25 protein-coding genes are annotated in these 24,162 nt (G+C 66.3%); 11 read left to right on the top strand and 14 right to left on the bottom strand.

The window, feature by feature from the left end; translation table 11 throughout:
• Positions 1 to 162 precede the first annotated feature (162 nt).
• Positions 163 to 681 carry a single-stranded DNA-binding protein gene (locus LL972_RS04835; RefSeq protein WP_104594466.1) on the bottom strand — a complete coding sequence of 173 codons (519 nt, stop codon included), beginning with the start codon at positions 679 to 681 and terminating at the stop codon, positions 163 to 165.
• Between the two features lie 273 nt (positions 682 to 954).
• Here LL972_RS04835 and LL972_RS04830 point away from each other — a divergent pair, with 273 nt between their 5' ends.
• Positions 955 to 1,953: a polyprenyl synthetase family protein gene (locus LL972_RS04830; protein WP_228326618.1), complete on the top strand. Its 999-nt coding sequence runs from the start codon at positions 955 to 957 to the stop codon at positions 1,951 to 1,953.
• A gap of 198 nt (positions 1,954 to 2,151) precedes the next feature.
• Here LL972_RS04830 and LL972_RS04825 read toward each other — a convergent pair whose 3' ends face one another.
• From LL972_RS04825 to LL972_RS04805, 5 genes are all read right to left on the bottom strand, one after another.
• On the bottom strand, positions 2,152 to 2,952 hold the full coding sequence (locus tag LL972_RS04825; RefSeq protein ID WP_228326664.1) for a dienelactone hydrolase family protein: 801 nt from the start codon (positions 2,950 to 2,952) through the stop codon (positions 2,152 to 2,154).
• A gap of 165 nt (positions 2,953 to 3,117) precedes the next feature.
• Positions 3,118 to 4,527 (bottom strand): UDP-N-acetylmuramoyl-L-alanine--D-glutamate ligase, encoded by a 1,410-nt coding sequence (murD, locus tag LL972_RS04820; RefSeq protein WP_228326617.1) that lies wholly within the window; start codon positions 4,525 to 4,527, stop codon positions 3,118 to 3,120.
• Positions 4,508 to 5,863 (bottom strand): UDP-N-acetyl-alpha-D-muramoyl-L-alanyl-L-glutamate epimerase, encoded by a 1,356-nt coding sequence (gene murL / locus LL972_RS04815; protein ID WP_228326616.1) that lies wholly within the window; start codon positions 5,861 to 5,863, stop codon positions 4,508 to 4,510. The genes murD and murL overlap by 20 nt, the downstream gene beginning before the upstream one ends.
• Entirely contained in the window at positions 5,860 to 6,318 is a 459-nt protein-coding gene (locus LL972_RS04810; protein WP_228326615.1) for a hypothetical protein, read from the bottom strand. The genes murL and LL972_RS04810 overlap by 4 nt, the downstream gene beginning before the upstream one ends.
• Positions 6,302 to 8,911 (bottom strand): bifunctional aspartate kinase/diaminopimelate decarboxylase, encoded by a 2,610-nt coding sequence (locus LL972_RS04805; RefSeq protein ID WP_228326614.1) that lies wholly within the window; start codon positions 8,909 to 8,911, stop codon positions 6,302 to 6,304. The genes LL972_RS04810 and LL972_RS04805 overlap by 17 nt, the downstream gene beginning before the upstream one ends.
• A gap of 182 nt (positions 8,912 to 9,093) precedes the next feature.
• Here LL972_RS04805 and LL972_RS04800 point away from each other — a divergent pair, with 182 nt between their 5' ends.
• Together LL972_RS04800 and LL972_RS04795 are read left to right on the top strand one after the other, a co-directional pair.
• The gene (locus LL972_RS04800) at positions 9,094 to 9,972 is read left to right on the top strand and encodes a PhzF family phenazine biosynthesis protein (protein WP_228326613.1); all 879 of its coding nucleotides are present in this window, start codon (positions 9,094 to 9,096) and stop codon (positions 9,970 to 9,972) included.
• A 31-nt stretch (positions 9,973 to 10,003) separates the two neighbouring features.
• On the top strand, positions 10,004 to 10,885 hold the full coding sequence (locus tag LL972_RS04795; protein WP_228326612.1) for a PhzF family phenazine biosynthesis protein: 882 nt from the start codon (positions 10,004 to 10,006) through the stop codon (positions 10,883 to 10,885).
• Between the two features lie 127 nt (positions 10,886 to 11,012).
• Here LL972_RS04795 and LL972_RS04790 read toward each other — a convergent pair whose 3' ends face one another.
• From LL972_RS04790 to LL972_RS04770, 5 genes are all read right to left on the bottom strand, one after another.
• On the bottom strand, positions 11,013 to 11,609 hold the full coding sequence (locus LL972_RS04790; RefSeq protein WP_228326611.1) for a glycine zipper 2TM domain-containing protein: 597 nt from the start codon (positions 11,607 to 11,609) through the stop codon (positions 11,013 to 11,015).
• A gap of 148 nt (positions 11,610 to 11,757) precedes the next feature.
• A complete protein-coding gene (locus LL972_RS04785) occupies positions 11,758 to 12,198 on the bottom strand; it encodes an OsmC family protein (RefSeq protein ID WP_228326610.1) in 441 nt (146 codons plus the stop codon).
• Positions 12,199 to 12,409: 211 nt separating this feature from the next.
• Positions 12,410 to 13,357 carry an aspartate carbamoyltransferase catalytic subunit gene (locus tag LL972_RS04780; RefSeq protein WP_228326609.1) on the bottom strand — a complete coding sequence of 316 codons (948 nt, stop codon included), beginning with the start codon at positions 13,355 to 13,357 and terminating at the stop codon, positions 12,410 to 12,412.
• Positions 13,358 to 13,372: 15 nt separating this feature from the next.
• A complete protein-coding gene (gene ruvX, locus LL972_RS04775) occupies positions 13,373 to 13,840 on the bottom strand; it encodes a Holliday junction resolvase RuvX (RefSeq protein WP_228326608.1) in 468 nt (155 codons plus the stop codon).
• Positions 13,833 to 14,399, bottom strand: coding sequence for a YqgE/AlgH family protein (locus LL972_RS04770; protein WP_011051924.1), 567 nt, complete (start codon positions 14,397 to 14,399; stop codon positions 13,833 to 13,835). Before LL972_RS04770 ends, ruvX begins: the two co-directional genes overlap by 8 nt.
• Before the next feature lie 339 nt (positions 14,400 to 14,738).
• On the opposite strand from LL972_RS04770, the gene LL972_RS04765 reads away from it, so the two are divergent.
• Positions 14,739 to 15,284, top strand: coding sequence for a DNA-3-methyladenine glycosylase I (locus LL972_RS04765; RefSeq protein WP_228326607.1), 546 nt, complete (start codon positions 14,739 to 14,741; stop codon positions 15,282 to 15,284).
• Between the two features lie 136 nt (positions 15,285 to 15,420).
• Here the strand turns inward: LL972_RS04765 and LL972_RS04760 are convergent, their stop codons facing one another.
• From LL972_RS04760 to LL972_RS04750, 3 genes are all read right to left on the bottom strand, one after another.
• A complete protein-coding gene (locus tag LL972_RS04760) occupies positions 15,421 to 16,095 on the bottom strand; it encodes a YitT family protein (protein ID WP_047126908.1) in 675 nt (224 codons plus the stop codon).
• Positions 16,096 to 16,376: 281 nt separating this feature from the next.
• Entirely contained in the window at positions 16,377 to 17,507 is a 1,131-nt protein-coding gene (locus LL972_RS04755; protein WP_016902355.1) for a PilT/PilU family type 4a pilus ATPase, read from the bottom strand.
• Positions 17,508 to 17,619: 112 nt separating this feature from the next.
• Entirely contained in the window at positions 17,620 to 18,657 is a 1,038-nt protein-coding gene (locus LL972_RS04750; RefSeq protein WP_104583089.1) for a type IV pilus twitching motility protein PilT, read from the bottom strand.
• A gap of 341 nt (positions 18,658 to 18,998) precedes the next feature.
• Here LL972_RS04750 and LL972_RS04745 point away from each other — a divergent pair, with 341 nt between their 5' ends.
• From LL972_RS04745 to LL972_RS04715, 7 genes are all read left to right on the top strand, one after another.
• Positions 18,999 to 19,691, top strand: coding sequence for a YggS family pyridoxal phosphate-dependent enzyme (locus LL972_RS04745; protein ID WP_228326606.1), 693 nt, complete (start codon positions 18,999 to 19,001; stop codon positions 19,689 to 19,691).
• Positions 19,692 to 19,765: 74 nt separating this feature from the next.
• On the top strand, positions 19,766 to 20,608 hold the full coding sequence (proC, locus tag LL972_RS04740) for a pyrroline-5-carboxylate reductase (protein WP_228326605.1): 843 nt from the start codon (positions 19,766 to 19,768) through the stop codon (positions 20,606 to 20,608).
• Positions 20,609 to 21,207: 599 nt separating this feature from the next.
• Entirely contained in the window at positions 21,208 to 21,633 is a 426-nt protein-coding gene (locus tag LL972_RS04735; protein WP_026064288.1) for an HU family DNA-binding protein, read from the top strand.
• Between the two features lie 229 nt (positions 21,634 to 21,862).
• Positions 21,863 to 22,387, top strand: a complete 525-nt coding sequence (locus LL972_RS04730) for a M23 family metallopeptidase (protein WP_228326663.1) — start codon at positions 21,863 to 21,865, stop codon at positions 22,385 to 22,387.
• Positions 22,388 to 22,479: 92 nt separating this feature from the next.
• Complete coding sequence (locus LL972_RS04725) at positions 22,480 to 22,788, top strand: DUF3861 family protein (RefSeq protein ID WP_024940752.1); 309 nt, start codon at positions 22,480 to 22,482, stop codon at positions 22,786 to 22,788.
• Positions 22,789 to 22,841: 53 nt separating this feature from the next.
• Entirely contained in the window at positions 22,842 to 23,387 is a 546-nt protein-coding gene (locus LL972_RS21685) for a hypothetical protein (RefSeq protein WP_323134203.1), read from the top strand.
• 55 nt (positions 23,388 to 23,442) lie between these two features.
• Positions 23,443 to 24,039: a DUF1439 domain-containing protein gene (locus LL972_RS04715; protein WP_228326604.1), complete on the top strand. Its 597-nt coding sequence runs from the start codon at positions 23,443 to 23,445 to the stop codon at positions 24,037 to 24,039.
• The last annotated feature ends 123 nt before the right edge of the window (positions 24,040 to 24,162 follow it).

The raw sequence follows: 24,162 nt of genomic DNA, 5'->3' as shown, positions 1-24,162 counted from the left end.
GCTTGGTAGAGTTTGGTGAGCGGCACCGTCGTACCGGCCGCTCAACCTGCGCTTCAAGGAAGCTTCGGAACAACCCGCCTTGCGTGGATGTAACCAGTGGCCAGCAAGCAAAAGGCCCGCGCAATGCGGGCCTTCCGGAATGACAAACGGGCTGGCTACCGATCAGAAGGGGATATCGTCGTCGGCAAAATCGTCCATCGGCGGTGCTGACTGCTGCTGGGCCGGCTGCTGACGACGCGGGGCATAGTCCTGACCGCCGCCCTGACCGCCGCCGCCTTGCTGCTGGCGCGGAGCCTGGCTGCGCTGCGGACGATCGCCGCCCATGCCGCCACCACCGCCGCCTTCGCCACGGCCGCCGAGCATCTGCATCTCGTTGGCGACGATGTCGGTGCTGTACTTCTCCACGCCGTCCTGGCCGGTGTACTTGTCGTAACGCAGCTCGCCTTCGACGTACACCTGTGAACCCTTGCGCAGGTACTCGCCGGCGATCTCGCCCAACTTGCCGAAGAACACCACGCGGTGCCACTCGGTGCGCTCCTGGTTGTTGCCATCGCGGTCCTTGCGCATGCTGGTGGTGGCCAGACTCACGCGCGTGATCGCCATGCCGGCCTGGGTGTACTTGGTGTCGGGATCGTTGCCGAGGTTGCCGACGAGGATGACTTTGTTGATGCCGCGGGCCATAGATGCTTCCGAGATGGTGCGCCGGCGCCAATGGGCGCGGCGGTGAATGTCTTGGTGCCAATGTTACCGCACCTGCCGGCCACGGTCCCGGCGGATCGTCGCAGCGCCGGGCCGGGAAATGCCGCGCCGGCAGGTCGGAATCCGGGCGCTCCCGGACAGGCCCGACGCTGGCGCCGCAAGGGTTTGCGGCCACAGCGGAGGCCTTTGGACACGGCCAGCGGGACGGATCTGGCCCAGACACCTATAATCGGCGCACATCACGAACGCCTGCGCATGACCATCGCCGAAGACCTCCCCACCGTCCTGGGCCTGCCCCAGATCCAGTCACTCGCCGCGCCCGACATGGCCGCGGTCGACGCGCTGATCCGCCGCCGTCTGGCCTCGGATGTCGTGCTGATCAACCAGATCGCCGATCACATCATCTCCGCCGGCGGCAAACGCCTGCGTCCGATGCTGGTGATGCTGGCCGGCCACGCCGCTGGCGGCTCCGGCCCGGAGCACCATCAACTGGCGGCGATCATCGAGTTCATCCACACCTCCACCCTGCTGCACGACGACGTGGTGGACGAGTCGGACCTGCGCCGCGGGCGCAGCACCGCCAATGCGCTATGGGGCAATGCGCCCAGCGTGCTGGTCGGCGATTTCCTGTATTCGCGCAGCTTCCAGTTGATGGTGGAGCTGGATCGCATGGAAGTCATGCAGATCCTGGCCGACACCACCAACCGCATCGCGGAAGGCGAGGTGCTGCAGCTGCTGCACGTGCATAACCCCGACACCGACGAAGCCGCCTATCTACGCGTGATCGAGCGCAAGACCGCGGTGCTGTTCGCCGCCGGCACCCGCCTGGGCGCGCTGGCCTCGGGCGCGGATACGCAGGTGCAGCAGCGCCTGTACGACTACGGCATGCAGTTGGGCTTTGCATTCCAGATTGCCGATGACGTGCTCGACTACGCCGCCGATGCCGCAGACCTGGGCAAGAACCTGGGCGACGACCTGGCCGAAGGCAAGGCGACCCTGCCGCTGATCCACGCAATGGCGCACTCGGATGCGAGCACCCGGGAGCGCCTGCGCCAGATCGTCGAACAAGGCGATGCGAGCGCAATGCCCGAGGTGCTGGCAGCGATTCATGCCACCGGCGGCCTGGACTACAGCCGTCAACGTGCCGCCGAATACGCCGCCGCTGCCGAACAGGCGCTGGACACCCTGCCCGCCAGCCCGGCGGTCGCCGCATTGCGCGGCCTGGCTCGCTACGCGGTGCAACGCACGCACTGATCCGGGGCTGGACGCCCCGGACGGAAGTGGGCATTTGGGACTGGGGATTCGCAAAAGCGGCTGCTTGTGCTTTCACGACTCCCGGCATGCGTTAGCGCAACGACGCTCAGCCCAAAGCCCTGAGCACTAGCTCACAGGAGGATTCGCAGAACGGGACCACGCCGTTGCGAATCCCGAATCCCGAATCACCACTCCCTGCTATTGACCAAACCGCTCATCGAAAAAGTCGCCCAGCATGCGGTATGCACGCGTCGCCGCACGCGGGTTGTACAGGCAGCCTGGCGGGCTGTTGGCATCGGCTTCGGCAAAGCAATGCACCGCGCCGCTGAAATTGACGAACTGCCAGTCCGCGCCGGCGGCATTCATCTCGGTTTCGAAGGCGGCGATGTCCGCCTTGCTCACGCTCTTGTCGTCGGCGCCATTGAGTACCAGCAGCGGCGTCCTGGCGGAACCGGCCGCCGCCGGGCTGGGCGTGGCGATGCCACCGTGCAGACTGACCACACCGGCCAGCTGCGCGCCTGCGCGCACCAGCTCCAGCACCGTGGTGCCGCCGAAGCAGAACCCCACCGCACCGATGCGTGATGCATCCAGCGGCGCCTTGCCGGCCTGCGCCTTGAGCACATCCACCGCTTTCAGCGCGCGGGAGCGCAGCGTCGGCGGGTCCTTCTTCAGCGCACCGGCAAACTGCCCGGCCTCGCTGTCGTTGGCCGGACGCTTGCCCTTGCCGTAGACGTCGGCAACCAGCACCACGTAGTCATCGCCGGCCAGTTGCTTGGCCTTGGTGACCGCCGAATCGTTGACCCCGCGCCAGTTCGGCACCATCACCAGCCCTGGGCGCTTGGCGGCACCGGCGTCGTCGTAGACCAGCACGCCGCTGAAGGTGTCCTTGCCGATCGTCCATTCCAGCGGTTTGGCCTGCATCGCTGCGGCGGCGGGCAACGCCAGCGACGCCAAGACACCGAACAACCCAACGCCACGCCATCTCCATTGCTTGTGCATGTGCATGTGCCTGCTCCCGGGAAGGTCCGGCGAGTGTAGGCGCTGCCGCCGTGCAGGCCGGGTCAGCGTGGATGCCGACGGACCGATCGCGTCGGCGTTCTGCCACGGCCGTCGAAAAAAACCGGGGCGGATGGCGCCGTCGCTCCGCGCGCGAGCAACGCAGCGCTACTGCACGCCCAAGCCGGGAATCGCGCTGATCGCCGCCGGATCGAACCCGGCCAGCTGCGCAAAATGGCGGCCGCGCGCAACGTAGTCGCTATAGGCGCCGAAGCTGGGCGCACCCGGCGACAGCAGCACCACGCCGCCCTGCTCGCCCAGCGCCTGGCGCGCCAGCCGCATCGCGTGCTCCAGGTCGTCGGCAGCATGCAGGCCGAAGCGACCACTCGCGGCCAGCGGAGCCAGCAACGCATGGATCCGCGGCCCGTTCGCGCCCATGGTGACGATTTCCAGCGGCGCCTGCTGCGCCATCTGCGCGGCAAACTCCTGCCAGTCCAACCCGCGATCGTGGCCACCGACTAGCAAGGCCACACGGCGTTGCGCAAAGCAGGCCAGCGCCGCCAGTGAGGCATGCGGGGTGGTGCTGATGGAGTCGTTGACGTAGCTGATGCCGTCCACGCTGCCGAGCAGCTGCAGGCGGTTCGGCAACGGGCGGAAGCTCGCTGCGGCCGGCGCCAGCGCCGCCGCGTCCAGCCCCAGGGCTTCCAGCGCTGCCAGCACCGCGCACAGGTTGCGCCGATTGTGTTCACCGGGCAGCGGCACGTTGGCGGTGTCGAACACCGGCTGCTCGCCGCGATACACTACATCGCCGCGCAGATGCCAGCCATCGGGATGGTTGAACCAACGCACCTCGCTGTCGGGCAACTGCAACTGGGTCAGATGCGGATCGGCGGCATTGAGCAAGGCAATGCGCGGGCGGCCTTCGGTGACCAGCGCCAGCTTGTCGCGCACGTAGCGCGCCTCGTCGCCATGCCAGTCCAGATGCTCGGGAAACAGGTTCAGCACCAGCGCCAATTCCGGACGCGCGCCGCTGCGCCCGACCTCGCCGGTCTGATAGCTGGACAACTCGATCGCCCAATAGCCCGGCGGCGGTTGCGGCGCCAGCACTTCCAGCAAGGGTTGGCCGATATTGCCGACCAGGGCGGTGCGATGGCCGGCCGCGCGCAGCAGATGCGCCAGCAGCGCAGTGGTGGTGCTCTTGCCCTTGGTGCCGGTGACGCAGATGGCGCCAGGCACATAACCGTCAGGCTGCGCATGCTCGGCAAACCACAACGCGGTGCCGCCGATGAATTGCGTACCGTGCTCGGCTGCGGCGGTGTGCGCCTCGGGGCGATACGGGCTGATGCCGGGCGATTTCACCACCACCTCGAACCGGCCCAGCGCCTGCGCGCTGGCCTCGGTTTCCACATGCAACGCAGAATCAGCCAAGGCATCGAGTTCACGCGCTTCTTCGGCGTTGCAGAACACCGTCAGCGATTGACCGGGCAACCGGGCGCGCAAGGCGCGATACGCCGCACGCCCTTCGCGCCCCCAACCCCATAACGCAACCGCCTTGCCCTCAAGCTGCGAAATTCGCACGCACGCGCTCCCACAGCGCCGACGGAATCCGGTGCTCGCCGTCGATGGCCAGCAACGGCTCTAGCTGCAATTCCTGCTGGTCCAGCTGCGGCTGGATCTCGCGGATGAAACGCAGCACCAGCGCGTCTTCCTTCCATTCGGCACGGCCGGCCAGCACCGCCATTGCCGCGCGCGATTCACGACCTTCGCCCACGCATTCGAACGGCTTGTGGTCCTGGAATTCCAGCAGGGCATCGTAGCCGCCGGCCTGGCTTGCATCGTCGAGCAGATTGCGCCCGAAGATCTTGACCAGGCGCGTCTTGGGCATGAACGGTGCCAACGCCAGGAACACGAAATGGCACTTCGGGCAGACCCCGCACCAGCGATGCACCGGGCGCTCGCCCATGATGTGGAAGTTGCGGTTGCAGCTGGAAAAATGCGCGTCGTAGTGGTCGGTCTTGGCGAACTGGCGCGCCACCGCCAGCTCCGACAACGGCCGCAGCAACGAGTAATAGCGCAGGTCGGCCGCCACATGCCGCTGCACGTAGTCGCCAAATGCCTGCTCGAACGCCCAGCCCTTGGACCACTGGTGATTGACCTCGCCGGTGCCGGGAATCTGGCTGCCGTAACTGGCCGAACGCTCGTTGGAAAACACCACCTGGTCCACGCCATTGAGCAAGGCGGACAGCACCAGGATGGCCGAGTTCACCGCGGTGACCGGGATATGCCCGTTCCACGCGCCCTGGCGATTGAGCTCGAACAATTCCGGCGCCAGCACGCGGCCGATATTGAGCACCGGCAGACCGGTGCGCTCGGCGCAGGCACGGATCAGCTGCGAGCCGCCGATCCAGCTCACCGTCTGGTCGATGCCGGCATGCCGCAAGGCTTCGATGCTGACCAGCGAATCCTTGCCGCCACCGATCGCCACCAACGCATGCTCGCGCAGGCCAAGCGCCGGCGCATCGGCAGTTGCCGGTGCGGCCACCGGGAAGCGGATCCTGCCGTGCAGGTTCAAGCCATTGCGGTAGGCGAACTCGCCCAGGCCGTGCAGGTAGACGCTTTCCACCAGCGCGGCGGTGTCCGCGTCGATGGCGTAATCGTCGATCTGGATGGTCGGCGGTACCGCCGCCTTGAAATAGCTCACGCCGGCGATGAGGTGCAGCAGGCGCAGCGCCTGTTGCACCGCAGCGGCATGCGCGCCGTCCAGCGCGAAGGGTGCGCCCGGCACCGCGACGGTCTCGACCAGTTCCGGCCCTTGGTCGAAGGCATACACTAGCGTCGCCACGCCGGTCTGCGCGTCGAGTGCGCAACGCACGAAACGGAAGGTGGAAATCTGGTGTTTGTCGAAAGCGCTCATGGACTACCTGCAGGAACACGTACGCGACGCAGATAACGCCGGCACAGGACATATTCAATCATGGAAAACGGCACTACGGCCCACAGCAGCGGCAGGCAGCCGAACAGCACCGCCAGCACCAGCACATCCAGGCGTGCGGACGTCGCATCGCCGGACACCGCGAAGGCGACTGCGAGATACAGCGCCACCACCGGCACATAACTCAGCGCGCTCAACAGCACCGTGCGCACCGCCATACCGCCACTGCGGCGTGCCGGAGCCCGCGCGTCGCGCTGACGTTGCCAACGCCCGGCCAACCATGCGCCGATACCGGCAGCGACCAACGCGGGCAGCGCCCATTTGAAGGTGTCGCTCCATGGCATGCCCAGGCTCAGTTGCTGCAGCGCGGTGGCGAACACGATCGCAGCGCCACCGGCCAGCGTACTGAGCGCAATGAACTCAGCCTGCGGGCGCATCGATCACCTCTTCGCGCGGCAATTCGCGCTGGTTGTAAGTGCTGGCCATCGAGTAACCGTAGGCACCGGCATCGGCCAGCAGCATCACATCGCCCGGCGCGGTGGCGGCAGGCAGACGACGGCGCTTGCCGAACACGTCGGAGGATTCGCAGATCGGCCCGACGATATCGAAGCTGCCATCGGCCGGCGCATCGAGCTGGCTGAGGTTCTCGATGTCGTGCCAGGCGTCGTACAAGGCGGGGCGGATCAGCGTGTTCATGCCCGCATCCAGGCCCACGCGCTGCACGCCGTCCTTTTCGACCACCTGGGTCACCTGCGCCAGCAGCACGCCGGCTTCGGCCACCAGGTAGCGGCCCGGCTCGATCGCCAGGCGATAGCCCGGATGCACCGCCTTGACTTCGGCCAGGCCCTTGGCCCACACCTCCAGGTCGAACGGCTCGTCCTCGGCGCTGTAGGGAATCGGCAGGCCGCCACCGATGTCGATGGTCTCCACCGTGCCGATGCGGCGCGCAAAGCCGGCCAGTTCGTCGTACATCATCCGCCAGTGTTCGCCGGTCTCCACGCCACTGCCCAGGTGCGCATGCACGCCGGTGATGGTGACCTCCAGCGTGCGCGCCACTTCCACGAACTCATCCACGCGCGTGGACGACAAGCCGAACTTGGACGCCTTGCCGCCGGTGTTGACCTTCTCGTGATGCCCGTCGCCATGCCCCAGGTCGATGCGCAGCCACACGTTGCGGCCACGGAACACCTCCGGCCAGCGCCGCAATGCTTCGACGTTGTCCACGGTGACGGTCACGCCCAGCGCAAATCCGGCTTCGTATTCGGCCTTGGGCGCGAAACTCGGGGTGAACAGCACGCGCCGCGGCGACAGCTCGGGCAAAGTATCGAACACGCGGCGCAGCTCGCCGTGCGAAACGCATTCCAGCCCGAACCCGGCCTGTTCCAGCGCCATCAGGATCGCCGGATGCGCATTGGCCTTGATCGCGTAATAGCGCTGATCCACCGCCGCAATCTGCGCTAGCGCCTGCGCACGCGCGCGTACAGTGGGCAGGTGATAGACGTAACGCGGCGTGCCGGCCTTGGACAGTGTCAGCAGATGCGCGCGCTCGGCATGCCACCAAGGCGTGGGCCGCGGGCGCACCGAGCCGGTGATCTCGCGCCAGCGCGGCCCGAACACCTCGCCTTCGCTCACCGGCATCGCGCCACTGTCGATCAATTCCGCATGCAGGATCGGCAGCAGGCCATCGGCATCGGCTTCGTCGATGACGAAGGTCAAATTCAAGTCATTGGACGACTGCGAGATCATGTGCACGCGCTCCTGCCCGAACGTGGCCCACACGTCGGAGAGCTTGTGCAGCAGCGAGCGCATGCCGCGCCCGACCAGGGTGATCGCCGCACACGGCACGATGATCTTGACCTTGCAGATCTGCGACAGATCGGCCGACAACGCCGCCAGCACATCGGTGTTGACCAGGTTCTCGGACGGGTCCAGCGACACGGTGACATTGGTCTCGGCCGAACCGATCAGGTCCACCGACAGGCCATGCTTCTTGAACAGCGTAAACACATCGGCCAGAAAGCCCACCTGCTGCCACATGCCGATGCCTTCCATCGACACCAGCACGATGCCGTTGCGCCGGCTGATCGCCTTGACGCCCGGCACCGGCTCGGCATTGCCGTCGATGCTGGTGCCCGGCAGATCGGGCCGCTCGGTATCCAGGATCGCCATCGGCACACCGGAATCGCGACATGGCTTGATCGAGCGCGGGTGCAGCACCTTGGCGCCGGTGGTGGCGATTTCCTGCGCTTCGTAATAGTCCAGGCGGGTCAGCAGCCGCGCGTCCGGCACCTCCTTGGGATTGGCGCTGAACATGCCGGGCACATCGGTCCAGATTTCCACGCGGCTGGCGCCGAGCAGCGCACCGAAATACGCCGCCGAGGTATCCGAACCGCCACGCCCCAGGATCGCGGTGCCGCCATCGGCATGCCGCGAAATGAAGCCCTGGGTGATCAACAGGCGGGTGGGCTGCGCATCGAAACGCGCGCGCCAGTCGGCATCGGACTGCCATTGGCAGGACACCGACAGGCGCTTGGACCATTCGCTCTGATTGGGCTGCGGCGGCAGCGCCGACAGCCACTGGCGCGCGTCCAGCCAGCCCATGTCCAGGCCGCTGGCATGCAGATAGGCCGCACCAATGGTGGAAGACAGCAACTCGCCCTGCCCCAGCACCTCGGCCTGCCAGTCCAGCGTGCGTGTGGCCGCGCGCGCGTCGCCGACCAAGGCATGCAAGGCGGCGAGGCGCTCGCCCAGCACCGCATCGGCATCCAGTTCCAGCTCGGCCAGGAACTGGCGATGACGCTGCTCCAGCGCGGCCACGCGCTGGGCACTGTCAGCGGCGCCATCGGCGATCGCGGTGAGTTCGTTGGTCACGCCCGACAGCGCAGACACCACCACCAGCACACGGCCACCGGTTTCGTTGGCCCGTTTGCTCGCCAGTTTTCCAATCGTGTCCCAGCGATGACGACGCGACACCGAGGTGCCGCCGAACTTGAGGACGATCCAACGATCGGTAGAGTGGGGAGCTGACATGGAGATAGGCGTTTAGGATGAGGGGAAAACGCCCGGTACGCCGGGCGGAACCTCCGATTCTACTGCCAATGTCGCCCGCATGACCCCTTGTACGGTCACAGCCTGCCGGCGGCCACGGCCATCACCGCAACGGTTTGCGCTGCAACCATCGCGCGCATTCCATCGATCGAGATCCATGCCCCATGAGCAAGCACCGTTACCTGCAATTGGATGTCTTCGGCGGCCAGCACGGCAACGGCAATCCGTTGGGCGTGGTCCTCAATGCGCAGACGTTGTCGTCGGAGCAGATGCAGCAGATCGCCGCGTGGCTGAACCTGTCGGAGACGATCTTTTTCCTGCCGGTCAGCGCGCCCGATGCGGATTACCACATCCGCATCTTCACCCCGCGCGCCGAGTTGCCGTTTGCCGGCCACCCCAGTATCGGCGCCGCGTGGGCAGCGGCAACCCACGGGCTGGTGGCGTTCAAGCCGGATGGCCGGATGCGCCAGCAATGCGCGGCGGGCGTGCTGCCGGTGCAGGTGATCGAGCGGCATGGCGCCCTGCTGGTGAGGCTGCGGGCACCGCGTGCGCAAGCGATCGAAACCGGCGATGTGCATGTTGCCGCGTTGCGCGATGCCTGCGCAGGCCTGCGCATGGCCGAACAGCCAGCCGCCCTCTGGAACAACGGCCCCGGCTGGTGGCTGCTGGAACTGGCCGACGCGCAGGCGGTTCGTCAGGCGCTGCCCGATCTGGCGGCGATCAGTCGCCTGACCCAGGCCAGCGCAGCCACCGGCCTGGCCATCTACGCGCCGCAGGCCGGGGGCGACGCGGACCTGGTGGTGCGCGCCTTCTGCCCCGGCGACGGCATCCCGGAAGATCCGGTCACCGGCAGCGCCAACGCCTGCATTGCCGCGCGCCTGCACGGCGAAGGCCGCGTGCCCGGCCAGGCGTCGCGCTATGTCGCCAGCCAGGGCCGCGAAGTCGGCCGCGACGGCCATGTACATGTGGAGGTGGACCATGAAGGCGAAGTCTGGATCGGTGGAACGACCAGGCAAGTGATCGAAGGCCGCATCGATTGGTAAGCTGCCGCGCCCTGTTCGCCGAGCCGCCACCATGACCACCCGCCGCTTCCTGCAACTGGATGTGTTCTCCGCCCGCCCCGGCAGCGGCAACCCGCTGGCGGTGGTGCTGGATGCCGAAGGCCTGGACGATACCGCGATGCAGGCCATCGCACGCTGGACCAAGCTGCCGGAAACCACTTTCGTGTTTGCGGCGCCGGATGCGCACAGCAGTTATCGGCTGCGGATGTTTTCGCCGCAAAAGGAAGTACCGTTTGCCGGCCACCCCAGCGTCGGCACCGCACATGCGGTGCTGGAGTCCGGCCTGGCCGCGCCCGACGACGGCGTGCTGATCCAGGACGGCATCGCCGGCCAGTTGCCGCTGCGCGTGGAGCAGATCGCGGGTCACCGCAGCATCGCCATCCGCACTCCCCGCGCGCGCGTGGCCGAGCAGGTGCAGGCCGACGACCCGCGCCTGCGCGATGCGGTGCGCGGCTGGCCACTCGGCAGCCTGCCGCCCGCCTTGATGGACGGCGGCCGCACCTGGTGGGTGGTGGAACTGGCCAGCGAAGCGGCACTGCGCGGCCTGCAGCCGGATTGGGACGCGATCGCCGCGCTGGCCGAATCCACCGGCAGCATGGGCGTGTTCGCCTATGCCGGCGCCGCAGCGCCCGGTGCCTACGATCTGGCGGTACGTGCCTTCGTCGGCAATGGCCGGCGCTTCGAAGATGCCGCCTCCGGCGCGGCCAATGCAGTACTCGCCGCCTGGCTGGACAGTCGCCAGGCATTGCCAGGCAAGGAACGTCGCTACGTGGTCAGCCAGGGCCGCGAGATCGGTTTCGACGCCTTGCTGGAATTGCGAGTCGACGCCAATGGCGATGTATGGTCTGGCGGCCAGGTGCAGACGGTGATCCGCGGCACGCTGGATTGGGCGTGATCGCGCCTGATCCCGCAGGCTGAAGAGTGCTTGTGTCGAAACAAAAAACGCTGCGGTGGCCCGCAGCGTTTTTTCGTTCAACCGGCCGATGTCGATCGCCTGACCGCAGCGTGCGGCAGCGCAGCGGTCAATCCGGGCGCACGTCCACGCGCACGCGGATGCGGTCGCCCGGGTTGTAGTCGCTACGCGTGTGATAGGTGCGGCCGGCGTATTCATAGGTCACGTCGTAGCCATCGACACGATCGCGTTCGCGCCGGTAAGACACCGGCTCGCAGACGCTGACATTGCCCTGGTAATTGCGATTATTGGCCTCGTAGATCGAGCGGCCCGCTGCGACGCCGGCCATGGTGCCGACGGCGGTGCCGACCAGGCGGCCATTGCCGCCACCGACCTGGCTACCAAGCACCGCACCGGCAATACCGCCGATCACGCTGGCCACCCCACGGTTGGACACACCGGCCTGGCCGTAGCTGCCGCCATCGCGGTAGTAGCCGTCGTTGCGGGTGTAGTAGCCATCGGCCGGGCGGTTGTAGCAGCGTTCGCTGCTGCGCTCGTTGTACGAATCGGTCACGATGATCGGGTCCACGCGCACTACCCGCGCATATTCGTAACGACCATCCTCATAGTTGCCACGTCCGTTGTAGCCGCTGTCATAGCGCTGTGCCGTTGCATTGCCTGCAACTGCCAGACCCATCACCAGAGCACCAAGCACAAGAGTTTTCATTGCGGCAGCTTCTACACAGGGAGGACACGCTGCCGATGCTCGGCCTGCGCCAGTGAAACCGCCCTGAACCGAACCGCCCCTGCAACGCCCTATTCAGGTCGCCGCCAGCTGCATGCGCCGGCAACCATCGCCGGCGCACGCACAGGGATCACGCCTGGTTGGAGAACTCGCTTTCCAGGCTGATCGGCACCGCGCTCAGCGCCTTAGAGACCGGGCAGTTCTTCTTCGCGGCATCGGCCAATTCGCGGAACTTGGCTTCGTCAATCCCCGGCACCACGGCGGTGAGCTTGAGGCGGATCTGCGACAGCTGCGGGCCGCCTTCCATCGACAGGTCCACGTCTGCACGCGTGTCCAGCGAGGTCGGCGGAAAGCCGGCTTCGCTCAGCTGTGCGGACAGCGCCATGGTGAAGCAGCCGGCGTGCGCGGCGGCGATCAGCTCTTCCGGGTTGGTGCCCTTCTCGTCGCCGAAGCGGCTGTTGAAGGCGTAGCGGGTCTTGTCCATCAGCCCGCTTTGCGGCGTGCTGAGCTGGCCCTTGCCGGTCTTGAGGTCGCCTTCCCAGTGAGCGGTGGCGTGACGTGAAATACCCATTGCGATCTCCTGCGATGAAATGAGGGGTCACGATAGGCGAGCAAGTGTTATGGCGTGGTGCCCGGATTCGGGAATCGGGAATCGGGAATCGTAAGAGCAGGCCGCGCGCGCGTTCTGAGTGGCAAGGGCTTTGCGAGCATCTGCGCGAAGACGCTCGGCCGGCGGCGACCGCGACCGCATTGTGGGTGCGCGGTCGCGTTGCTGGGCTCGCTCAACCGAGCAGGGTTTCCAGTACGGCCATGCGCACTGCCACGCCGTTGGCGACCTGGCGCAGCACGCATGATTGCGCGCCGTCGGCGACTTCGTCGGTGATTTCCACACCGCGGTTGATCGGGCCCGGATGCAGCACCGCCGCATCGCGGCCGGCGCGCGCCAGGCGCTCGCGGGTGAGCCCGTAGTCGGCGTGGTACTGCTCCAGTGACGGCACCAGGCCTTCTTCCATGCGCTCGCGCTGCAGGCGCAGCATCATCAGCGCATCGACGCCTTCGAGCATGGCGTCGAAATCTTCGCCAACAACGCAGCCGTCCAGCATGTCGTCGTCAGGCAGCAGGCTGGCCGGACCGCAGACGCGAATCTCGCCAGCGCCCAGCGTGCGCAGTGCATGCAGGTCCGAACGCGCCACGCGCGAATGCTTCACGTCGCCGACAATCACCACCTTGAGCTTGGAAAAATCAGTGCCCTTGGCCTGACGCAGGGTCAGCATGTCCAGCAGGCCCTGGGTGGGATGCGCACTACGTCCGTCACCGGCATTGATCAACGCGGTGCCCTCGCCTGCGGCTGCGGCCAGCGCTTCCACCGCACCGTCGTCGGGATGGCGCACCACAAAGCCGCGCACGCCCATCGCCTCGAGGTTCTTCAGCGTGTCGCGCGCAGTCTCGCCCTTGCGGGTGGACGAGGTGGAGGCATCGAAGTTGAGCACGTCCGCGCCCAGCCGCTGTGCCGCCAGATGAAACGAGCTGCGCGTGCGCGTGGACGGTTCAAAGAACAGCGTGCACACCGCGGTGCCGGCGAGCACGCTGCGCTTGCCTACGCGCCCCACCGCCGCGTCGCGGATCTGGCCGGCACGATCAAGCAATTGCAGCAGCGTGGTGCGCGGCAGTCCTTCCAGGGTGAGCAGGTGGCGCAGGCGTCCGTCCGAATCGAGTTGCATGGTGGTCATCGCAGGTCGGGAGTGTCAGGGAAGAAGGGTGGCTTGGTCGGGCGCGGCCAACCAGCGTTCGACGATCACGGCGGCCGCCATCGCGTCCAGCCCGTCGGCATCGCGGCGGCGCTTGCGCCCGTCGGCGCGCTCACGCGCGAAACGCTGCGCAGCTTCGACCGAACTGGAGCGCTCGTCGATCAGCACCACCGGCAGCGCGTAGCGCTCGCGCAGTTGGCGGGCAAAGGCATGTGCACGCTTGCGTGCGGGTTGATCCTTGTCGTCAAGGGTCAACGGGTCGCCGACCACCAGGCCGTTCGGCCGCCATTCCTTGTGCACGCGGTCCAGCGCGACCCAATCGGGGCCGTGGGCATGCACATGGATGACGGCCACCGCACGCGCGCCGGCGCCCAGCGCGGTGCCGACGGCCACGCCGATCCGGCGCGACCCCACGTCGAAGCCCAGCACCGTGCCATCCGGGCGGATCGCGCCCGCCTCAGGCATGCCCGGAATAATCCGTCAGCCGGAACAGATCCACGCCGATGCGCCCGGCAGCGGTCTGCCAGCGATCTTCCAGCGCGGTGGCGAACAGCACATTGGCGTCCGACGGCGCGGTCAGCCAGCTGTTCTCGCCCAGTTCGAATTCCAGTTGCCCCGCGCCCCAACCCGCACAGCCCAGCGCCACCAGCGCATTGCGCGGGCCTTCGCCGGCCGCCATGGCTTCGAGAATGTCGCGCGAGGTGGTCAGGTAGACGCCCTGCCCCACTTCCAGGCTGGAATCCCAGTCGCGCGCATCGTCGTGGATGACGAAACCGCGTTCCGGGTGCACCGGCCCGCCGCTGAGCACGATCTGCTCGCGCAGGTGCTCGTCGACGGTGTCGATGCCCATCTGCGACAGGACCTCGCCCAGCGTGTATTCGGAGGGCCGGTTGACCAGCACGCCCATGGCGCCGTTCTCGTCGTGCTGGCAGATCAGCGCGACACTGCGCGAAAAGGTGGGATCGGACAGCGCCGGAAGCGCGATCAGCAGTTGGTTGGCCAGAGGCGTGGGCAAAACAGACATGGCCGCATTCTAGCCGTTCGCTTCGCCGCGCGCAGAGCCGCTGCCATACTTGCTGCACGCGGACGTCATTGGAGCGCCGATGCTACCGATGGAGGTGGACCTTGCAGACGCCACCGATGGTCCGGCAGGCAAGACCGGCCCATTCAGATTGCTGGCGGCTGCGCAGTGGCCCTACAGGCTGTGCCTTACCGCGATCAATCTGCTCCCGGTACGGCAGTCGATCTATCCACCCACGCGTCGCGGTTCGGTCGCTGTGGCCGTGCATCGGATTCCCGGCCACAGCGCCGGCCCTTGGTCCACTCACAGCCGGTCCACCGGTCCATCAACAACAGGCATCTCATGAGCGGTTATTGCAGCATCGCCCCAGGCCATCCGGTCCATGGGCATTACCACGATCACGAGTACGGCTTTCCGCAGCGCGAGGAGCGCGAGCTGTTCGAACGCCTGGTACTGGAGATCAATCAGGCCGGGCTGAGTTGGGAAACCATCCTGCGCAAGCGCAGCAACTTCCAGCGCGCCTACGACGGCTTCGACGTGGACACGGTGGCAGCCTACGGCGAGAGCGACATTGCACGGCTGCTCGGCGATGCCGGCATCATCCGCAACCGGTTGAAGGTATTGGCTGCCATCCACAACGCGCAGGTCATCCAGCAGTTGCGCGCGGCGCACGGCAGTTTCGCGCAATGGCTGGATGCACAGCATCCGCTCGACAAAGTCGCCTGGGTCAAGCTGTTCAAGAAGACCTTCCGCTTCACCGGCGGCGAGATCACCGGCGAGTTCCTGATGAGCTTGGGCTACCTGCCCGGCGCGCATCATGCCGATTGCCCGGTGTTTAAACGCATCCAGGCGCTGTCGCCGCCGTGGATGCACAACAACAACGCCTAGCGGCAAGTCGGCGATTCCATGCCGGCAAGCAGCTCCACAGCGCCCAACTGCAGCGGCGATACGCGACTGCCGCCTCGGCCTGATACGCGCGGCTGCCGATTCCGGCGGCAGCCATGGCTGCCGACAACCTGCTGAATCACACACCCATATAACGATGCGGGCGGTGATTGAACATCAGCACCAGGCTCAGCATCAATGCCCCCAGCGCCGAGTACAGCACCTTGTCCGGCGTCAGGATGCTGAAGGCGACCAGCATCAGCATCGCATCGAAACTCATCTGCACCTTGCCGGCGCTCCAGCCGCGTTCGCGCTGCAGGTACACCGCCAGGATGCCGATGCCGCCCAGGCTGCCGCGATGGCGGATGAAGAACAGGATGCCCAGGCCCGCCAGCGCGCCGCCGACGATCGCCGAAAACAGCGTACTGATGTGGGCGTAATCGGCCCAGCGCGGCAGCAGGTCGGTGAGCGCGCCGCAGGCGCCGACCGCGGCAAAGGTCTTCAAGGTGAATTCCCAGCCCATGCGGCGCACGCTCAGCCAATAGAACGGCAGGTTGACCAGCACGAACACCAAGCCGAAATTCCAGTGCAGCGCGTAATGCAGCAGGAATGCCACGCCCGCCATGCCGCCGATCATCAGCCCGCCCTTGGCGAAGATCGCCAGGCCCAGCGAGGCCACCAACGTCGCCAGCACCATGCCCTGCACGTCCTCGGCCACCGAGTGGTGAAACGCGTGGTCGTCGGCGGCGGTGCCGGCCGAATCCGGCGGCGGCGTCAACGGACCGGACGTCATCACTGTGCCGTCGTCGGGCAACGGCTGTTGCTCCGGACGGAGATCGGAATCGGGAAGGCTCACGGGCTGGGCACTACAGTGGGGTACGGATATTAGACACTATCGGCGCACCTGGTTACATCTGAAACATCGTGCCAGCCGCGCCTTGCGACGCGGCGCATCTGTGCACTGCGGCGACGTGCGCCGCTGGCATCGCGAACGACACAGCTGCAGACAGAACGCTGCGCCACATCCACCGCAGGCCACCCGCTCCCATGCACTCCCCGGCCATCCGCCACGGCGTGCGGCGCTCCTGCAATCGCTCAACGAACCTCGGCGATCTCCACGCCATCCAGGCCCTGCGCCAGGGTCTTGGCGTCGCCGCCCTGCGAGAGCTTGATGCGCAGGCGCACCTCGTTCTGCGAGTCGGCGTAGCGCAGCGCGTCCTCGTAGCTGATCTCGCCGGCCTGGTACAGCTCGAACAGACTCTGATCGAAGGTGCGCATGCCCAGGTTGGTGGACTCCTTCATGATCTCCTTGAGCTTGTGGATCTCGCCGTCACGGATGTAGTCCTGCACCAGCGGCGTGCCCAGCATGATCTCCATCGCCACGCGCCGGCCGCGGCCATCCGGGGTCGGAATCAACTGCTGCGCGACCACGCCCTTGAGATTGAGCGACAGATCCATCAACAGCTGGTTGCGCCGGTCTTCCGGGAAGAAGTTGATGATGCGGTCCATCGCCTGGTTGGCGTTGTTGGCGTGCAGGGTGCACAGCACCAGATGGCCGGTTTCGGCGAAGGCCACGGCATGATCCATGCCTTCGCGGGTGCGCACCTCACCGATCATGATCACGTCCGGCGCCTGGCGCAGGGTGTTTTTCAGCGCGTTTTCCCAGCTGTCGGTATCGATGCCGACTTCGCGCTGGGTGATGATGCAGCCCTCGTGCTTGTGCACGAATTCGATCGGGTCTTCGATGGTGATGATGTGCCCGGTGGAATTCTGGTTGCGGTAACCGATCATCGCCGCCAGCGAGGTGGACTTGCCGGTGCCGGTGGCGCCGACAAAGATGATGATGCCGCGCTTGGTCATCGCCAGCGTCTTGATCACCGGCGGCAGGCTCAACTCTTCCACCGTAGGGATGCGCGTTTCGATCCGGCGCAGCACCATGCCGACCTGGTTGCGCTGGTAGAAGCAGCTCACGCGAAAGCGCCCGACCCCGGACACGCCGATGGCGAAATTGCACTCGTGGGTCTTTTCGAATTCTTCGCGCTGCGACGGCGTCATCACGTTCAACACCAGATCGCGACTCTGTTGCGCGGTCAGCGGGGTCTGGGTGATCGGACTGATCTTGCCGTGCACCTTGATCGCCGGCGGCATCCCCGAGGTGATGAACAGATCCGACGCCTTCTGGTGCGCCATCAGCTTGAGGAAGGAGGTGAAGTCAATGGTGCTCATGGCGTGCTCCTCGGGAGCAGGGATTCGGGAGTGGAGATTCGGGATTCGCAAGAGCGGGGTCCGGTCCGGGAGCCGCCGTTGCGAATCCCCAATCCCGAATCCCGAATCCCGGCTACTCGAATATCCGCTTGTCCTTGGCGTACTCGCGTGCCTGGTTGCGCGTGATCAGGCTGCGCTTGACCAGGTCCTGCAGATGCTGGTCCAGCGTCTGCATGCCGTATTGCTGGCCGGTCTGGATCGAGGAATACATCTGCGCCACCTTGTCCTCGCGGATCAGGTTACGGATGGCCGGGGTGCCGACCATGATTTCCCAGGCGGCCGTACGTCCGCCGCCGACCTTCTTCAGCAACGCCTGCGAAATCACCGCGCGCAGCGATTCGGACAGCATCGAGCGCACCATCGGCTTTTCGCCCGCCGGGAACACGTCGATGATGCGGTCGATGGTCTTGGCCGCCGAGCTGGTGTGCAGGGTGCCGAACACCAGGTGGCCGGTTTCCGCGGCGGTCAACGCCAGGCGGATGGTTTCCAGGTCGCGTAATTCGCCGACCAGGATGATGTCCGGGTCTTCGCGCAGCGCCGAGCGCAGCGCCTCGTTGAAGCCGTGCGTGTCGCGGTGCACTTCGCGCTGGTTGATCAGGCACTTCTGCGAGGTATGCACGAATTCGATCGGATCCTCGACGGTGAGGATGTGGCCGTATTCGTTCTTGTTGATGTAGTCGATCATGCCGGCGAGCGTGGTCGACTTGCCCGAACCGGTCGGGCCGGTGACCAGGATCAGGCCCTGCGGCTGGTCGATCAGCTGGCGGAAGATCGGCGGGCAGCCCAGGTCCTCCAGCGTCAGCACTTCGGACGGAATGGTACGGAACACCGCACCGGCGCCGCGGTTCTGGTTGAAGGCATTGACGCGGAAGCGCGCCAGCGACGTAATCTCGAACGAGAAGTCGACCTCGAGGAATTCCTCGTAATCGCGACGCTGCTTGTCCGACATGATGTCGTAGACCAGCGCGTGCACCTGCTTGTGGTCCAGGGCCGGAATATTGATGCGACGGACATCGCCATCGACACGGATCATCGGCGGCAAGCCGGCCGACAGATGCAGGTCCGATGCCTTGTTTTTGACAGAAAACGCCAATAGTTCAGCGATATCCATGCGCTGCTTTTCCCCTAGGCTGCGATTGGAAGGTACTCCCCGAGTGGCAGTATAGCGTTCTGGCTGCTGGCGGGAAGCGGCCCGCAGCCGGTTCAGGCCGGCACCGTCGGGCGGGCCTGAAGGCGTTGGTTTGAGGCCGCGATGCGGGCACGGTCCTTGCCTGGGCCAGGCTCGGGCGTCGATCGCCAGCTCGCCCGCATGTGGGCAGGTCTGCATGGGCGGCACGACCGCGTGTCCGCCGCGCCATTGCGGCGTCATTGGCTGGCCCGATTCGGCGACGCGGCTGGAAGGACGCAGCTTGGGGCGGCACTATAGCGTTCCTTCCCCGCCTGGATTGCCACGTGCCGGCTTCGTCGCTGCAGCAGATTCTCGATGCCATCCACGCCGCAGCGACTCGGCACACGCGCGCGGATGTGCGCCTGCTGGCAGTGTCCAAGACCCGGCCGGCGGACGCGGTTGCCGCGCTGGCGGCGCAGGGCCAGCGCGCATTCGGCGAAAACTACGTGCAGGAAGCGCAAACCAAGATTGCCCAGCTGCAGACGCTGGGATTGGAATGGCATCTGATCGGCCACCTGCAATCCAACAAGGCCGAACTGGCCAGCCAGTGGTTCGACTGGGTGCAAACCGTGGACCGCGCAAAGCTGATCGCGCCGCTGGCCAGGCACCGCCCGGCCGATCGCGCCCCGCTGAATGTGCTGATCCAGGTCAATATCGACGACGAGGACAGCAAGCACGGTTGCGCGCCGGAGGCGGTCGACGGCCTGGCTGAGGCCATCGCGCTGCAGCCGCAGCTGCAATTGCGCGGCCTGATGGCGATCCCCGCGCCGTTTCCCGAACAGGCGCGCCGCATGGCGGCGTTTACCCGCATGCAGGCACTGTTCGAAGACCTCAAGCGCCACTACCCGCAGGTGGATACCTTGTCGATGGGCATGAGTTCGGATTTTGCCGAAGCGATCGCGGCTGGCGCGACCATGGTGCGGGTGGGGACTGCGTTGTTCGGCGAACGCGCTCCATCGGCTGCCGCAGCGCCCTGAGCGTCTGTTCCGATCAGCGTGGCGCAGCGTCGCTGCGCCCTCTTATCTTGCTCCCTCTTATTTAAGGTGTCGCAATGACTCTGCCCTCCTCGCCTGCTGCCGCTGCGCTCACCGCGTTCGTCGGCGGCGGCAACATGTCGCGCAGCCTGATTGCCGGACTGATCCGGCAAGGCGTGCCTGCTGCCAGCATCCGCGTCGCCGAGCCGGTGGCCGAACTGCGCGATGCGCTGTCGCGCGACTTCGGCGTGCACGCCGTGGAGCAGGCGCGCAGCGCGGTGGACGGCGCAGCCGTCTGGGTGTTGGCAGTCAAGCCGCAGGTGCTGCCAGCGGTATGCGCGCAGCTGGCCGATCTTGCGCAGGCGCAGCAGCCGTTGCTGCTGTCCATCGCCGCCGGCATCACCGCGCCGCAGCTGGAACGCTGGTCCGGCGGCGGCCTTGCGGTGGTGCGCGCGATGCCCAATACGCCCGCTCTGCTCGGTGCCGGCGTGACCGGGTTGTATGCCAATCCACGCGTGTCCGACGCGCAACGCGCGCAGGCGACCGGCTTGCTGGAGAGCGCCGGCGTCACCGTCTGGATCGACGACGAAGCGCAGATGGACGCGGTGACCGCGGTCTCCGGCAGCGGGCCAGCCTATGTATTCCTGCTGGCAGAAGCGATGGAAGCCGCCGCGCGTGCGCAAGGCCTGCCAGCCGACACCGCACGCACGCTGGTGCTGCAGACCCTGCTCGGTGCCTCGCGCATGCTGACCGAATCGGGCGAAGCACCGGCGCTGCTCCGCCGCCGGGTGACCTCGCCCAACGGCACCACGCAGGCGGCAATCGAGACATTTCAGGCCGGCCAGTTCGAAGCGCTTACCGCCAAGGCGATTGCCGCAGCGACCGAGCGCGGCCGCAGCCTGTCGGCAGCCAATGATTAGTCGGCCTGTTACGTAACATCATTCAACGTAGGAATATCTCGCAGCGACCGCCCGTGCCGCGCGCAGGAGTGCAGCTGCAGTTGCGCGTTAAGCCGTCACCACATACAGCGCGTCGGTGCCCGTCAGGCGCGGAAAAACCCGGCGCACGCGACGGCGCACATGGCAGCAGCGAGGCAAACGCAGCGGATCGTCGGGTCAAAACAAGGCCTCAGGAACACGTACCAACAGCTGGCGACGCCAAACATCTCCTGCATGGCGCAGCCATGCAGCGACGCTTGATGGCGGCAGCGAACGCCACCGCCGGCAGCACACCTTGACCAACGCTCGGCGCCGAGCACGATGCAAAACGCACACATGCCTTCGCGCAAACGATCTGCTGCTATGCGTCAGACACCGCATCAGCGTGCGCATCGCAGCCGCTTCGACAGCACTTTGTGGGAGTTTTTTTGCCACCGGTGAACGAATCCCCGTCAAAAGACGCTTTTTTTCGGTTGTTTCATCGTTTACCTATTGGCGGCGCGCAGCAGTTGCCCTACATTTCGCGTTGCCGACTGGGTCGGCAGACCCAACACCACCAACGATCACGGAACACATAACTCATGGCAAAAACCGCCGCTAAGAAGGCTGCCCCCAAGAAGGCAGTGAAAAAGGTCGCCGCGACCAAGACCGCAAAGCCGGCCAAGGCCGCTGCTGCCAAGTCCGCTGCGCCGAAGCCGATCAAGGAAGCGCTGAGCAAGACCGGCCTGGTCGCGCACATTGCCGAATCCACCCAGCTGGCTCCGAAGGACGTCCGCGCCGTTCTGGCTACGCTGGAATCGGCCGCCCATTCGTCGCTGAGCAAGAAGGGCGCCGGCTCGTTCACCCTGCCGGGCATGCTGAAGCTGACCAGCGTCCATGTGCCGGCCAAGCCGAAGCGCAAGGGCATCAACCCGTTCACCAAGGAAGAGCAGACCTTTGCAGCGAAGCCGGCCAGCTTCAAGGTCAAGGCGCGTCTGCTGAAGAAGTTGAAGGACGCCGCGCTCTAATCGAGCACGCCTCCGGTGTCACGAAGGCGGCCTGCGGGCCGTCTTTTTTTTGCGCGCGTGACCGCCCGCGTCACTCCCCACATACCGCTCATCGCCGCTTGCCTACCCTGCACGCTGATTTGCAACACAGCAGGTGCATGTGACCGATCCGTCGTCTCCTCGCCCATCCACACCGCCGTCATCGGCAAGCCGCAGCCCCGCGCGCCGGGTGCGCCGGCTGCTGGTGTAGATTGCGCTGCTGTGCGCCCTGGGTGTGGGCGCGCGTTGGGCATGGCAGTTGCCGATTGCCGAACAACTGCGTACCAGTTGGGAGCTGTCGCGCATGCCGCCACCCGTGCAGTTATCGGTTCCGGTCGAAGGCGTGCAGGCGCGCCGCATCGCTGACACCTTCGGCGCACCGCGCGGTCGCGACCGACGCCATGCCGGCGTGGATATCTTCGCGCCGCGCGGCACGCCGGTGCTGTCCGCAACACGCGGGGTAGTCAGCGCCATCCGCGATCAAGGCCTGGGCGGCAAGCAGGTCTGGGTGCTTGGGCCGGCGATGGAACGCCATTACTACGCGCACCTGGACGATTGGGCTGCCGGCCTGGCCGTTGGCGATGTCGTCGAGCCCGGCACACCGCTCGGCATGGTCGGCACCACCGGCAACGCGCGCGGCACGCCGCCGCATCTGCACTATGGTGTCTATGGGCGCAACGGTGCGTACGATCCACTGCCGCTGCTGCGCAAACCCGTGCCACAGCCGGCACAGTGAGCATGCTGGAACACTGCGTCATGGCCTGAGCTATCGAGGCCGTTGCTGGCTACGCCTATGGTGGAGTCAGCCCAAGGAACGACGCCCCCTCCATGTCCCGAAAACGCTATCGCATTACGGTCACGCCCATCGAGAGCGATGGCCGCCCCTGCAGCGATCGCTGCACCATCGAATTCGAACAGCGCTCGCGGGCCGACTGGATGCGGCTGCTTGAGGAGCTGCACCTGCGACGCGATCTGAGCAGCGACGAATGTGCGGCGCTGACGGTCGGCTCGCAGCTGCTGGAAGACCTGGCCGCCCGCCCGCGCGCGCAGCCAAGCGATGCACTGGAGGCCTTGCGGCCAAAACTGCAGTTGCTGCTGGAGCGCCTGCAACGCGTGCAACCGGCTGCCGGCACCTGAGACCGTCGTCGCGGCGATCGCTACACTGCGCGCATCGGGGTCGGAGATGTGCCATGCGAGGGTTGGGGATCGTCATGCTGGCAGCGGCAATCGCCGGTTGCAGTTGTTATCGCAGCGCTGACGAAGAAACGGGCAACGCGGCAGCGTCCTCGCAAGTTGCTGCGGCGACGCAAACGCCGGATGCCGCCACCACAGACAACACGCCCGCACGACCCGCAAGCAATGCCACCCCTGACGATGCCGTCACGCGCGCCGACTTCGCCAAAGCAAGCGCAACCGTGCAGCGGTATCTGGGCGCCTTGCCCGGCGCGGCACGCGGCGATGCCGATGCACTGTGGAGCGGCGGTCGCCCTGCGCCGGTGCCGGACGATGCGGCGCTGCGCGGTATCGGCAATATCCAGTCGATTCGTATCAATAACGACGCGCCCATCGCACTGGATCAGGAACAGCCCCCGCGCCGGATCGAAGTGCCGGTGCAACTGATCGTGCGCACCGACACCGGCACCCAACGCCTGGTCGGCGCCTACCGGCTGCAGCCGCGCAGCGGCAGCGACGACTGGGAGATATACTCGGCCACCCTGCACCCGGTATTGCGCTAACCCACGGTTCACCGGCACCGACTAAGGTGATCTCACCTGTTGCCGGAGTCACCCGATGAAACTGCGTTCGCTTGCCGGATCCATGCTTGCCCTCGCTCTGGCGCTACCGACGACCAGCGCATGGGCAACGCCGCAGATCCAGGGACACCAGATCAGCGTACAGGGCAGCGACCTGCAGCAATTCCTGGGTGGCCGCTTCCCGCAGACGCATGATGCGCTGGGCGGCCTGGTCGAGATGACGGTCAGCAATCCGGCGCTGTCGCTGCCGCCGGGCGACCGACTCAAGATGGCATTCGATCTGGCGCTGGCCACTGCCGGCGGCGCGCCCGCACCGGTCGGCAATGTGACCTTGACCAGCGCACTGCGCTACGACACCGCCAAGCAGGGCTTTTACCTGGATCAACCCACCATCGATGATTTCCGCCCGGCCAACGCCGGCGCAAAACTCGACCAAAGCACCCGCCAGCTGCTCAATGCCTGGCTGGCCGATTACGCGCGCAAGGAGCCGATCTATCGCATCGACCCGGCCATCGCGGCGGTGATGGGGAACGTGCAGGTGGAGTCGGTCGGCATCCAGAACGGCCGCGTCGCGGTCAATTTCAACCAGAACATCGAGCAACTGGTGCCGGCAGCCGCACTGTCCGGGAAATAGACCTTCGCGCCGGTCGTAACGCAGCACGGACGTACGCCGTCATACCGTTGCGCCAACTCGTGCAAGCCGTCATTGGATCAAGACAAAGGCCCGGCGCCACCACGCCGGGCCTTTGCTTTCATG

Origin of the sequence: Xanthomonas campestris pv. asclepiadis (genome assembly GCF_020784175.1) — a bacterium.
Taxonomy (GTDB): domain Bacteria; phylum Pseudomonadota; class Gammaproteobacteria; order Xanthomonadales; family Xanthomonadaceae; genus Xanthomonas; species Xanthomonas campestris_D.
The sequence above is the reverse complement of the archived record's forward strand: the minus strand, read 5'-3'. Positions and strand labels throughout refer to the sequence as shown.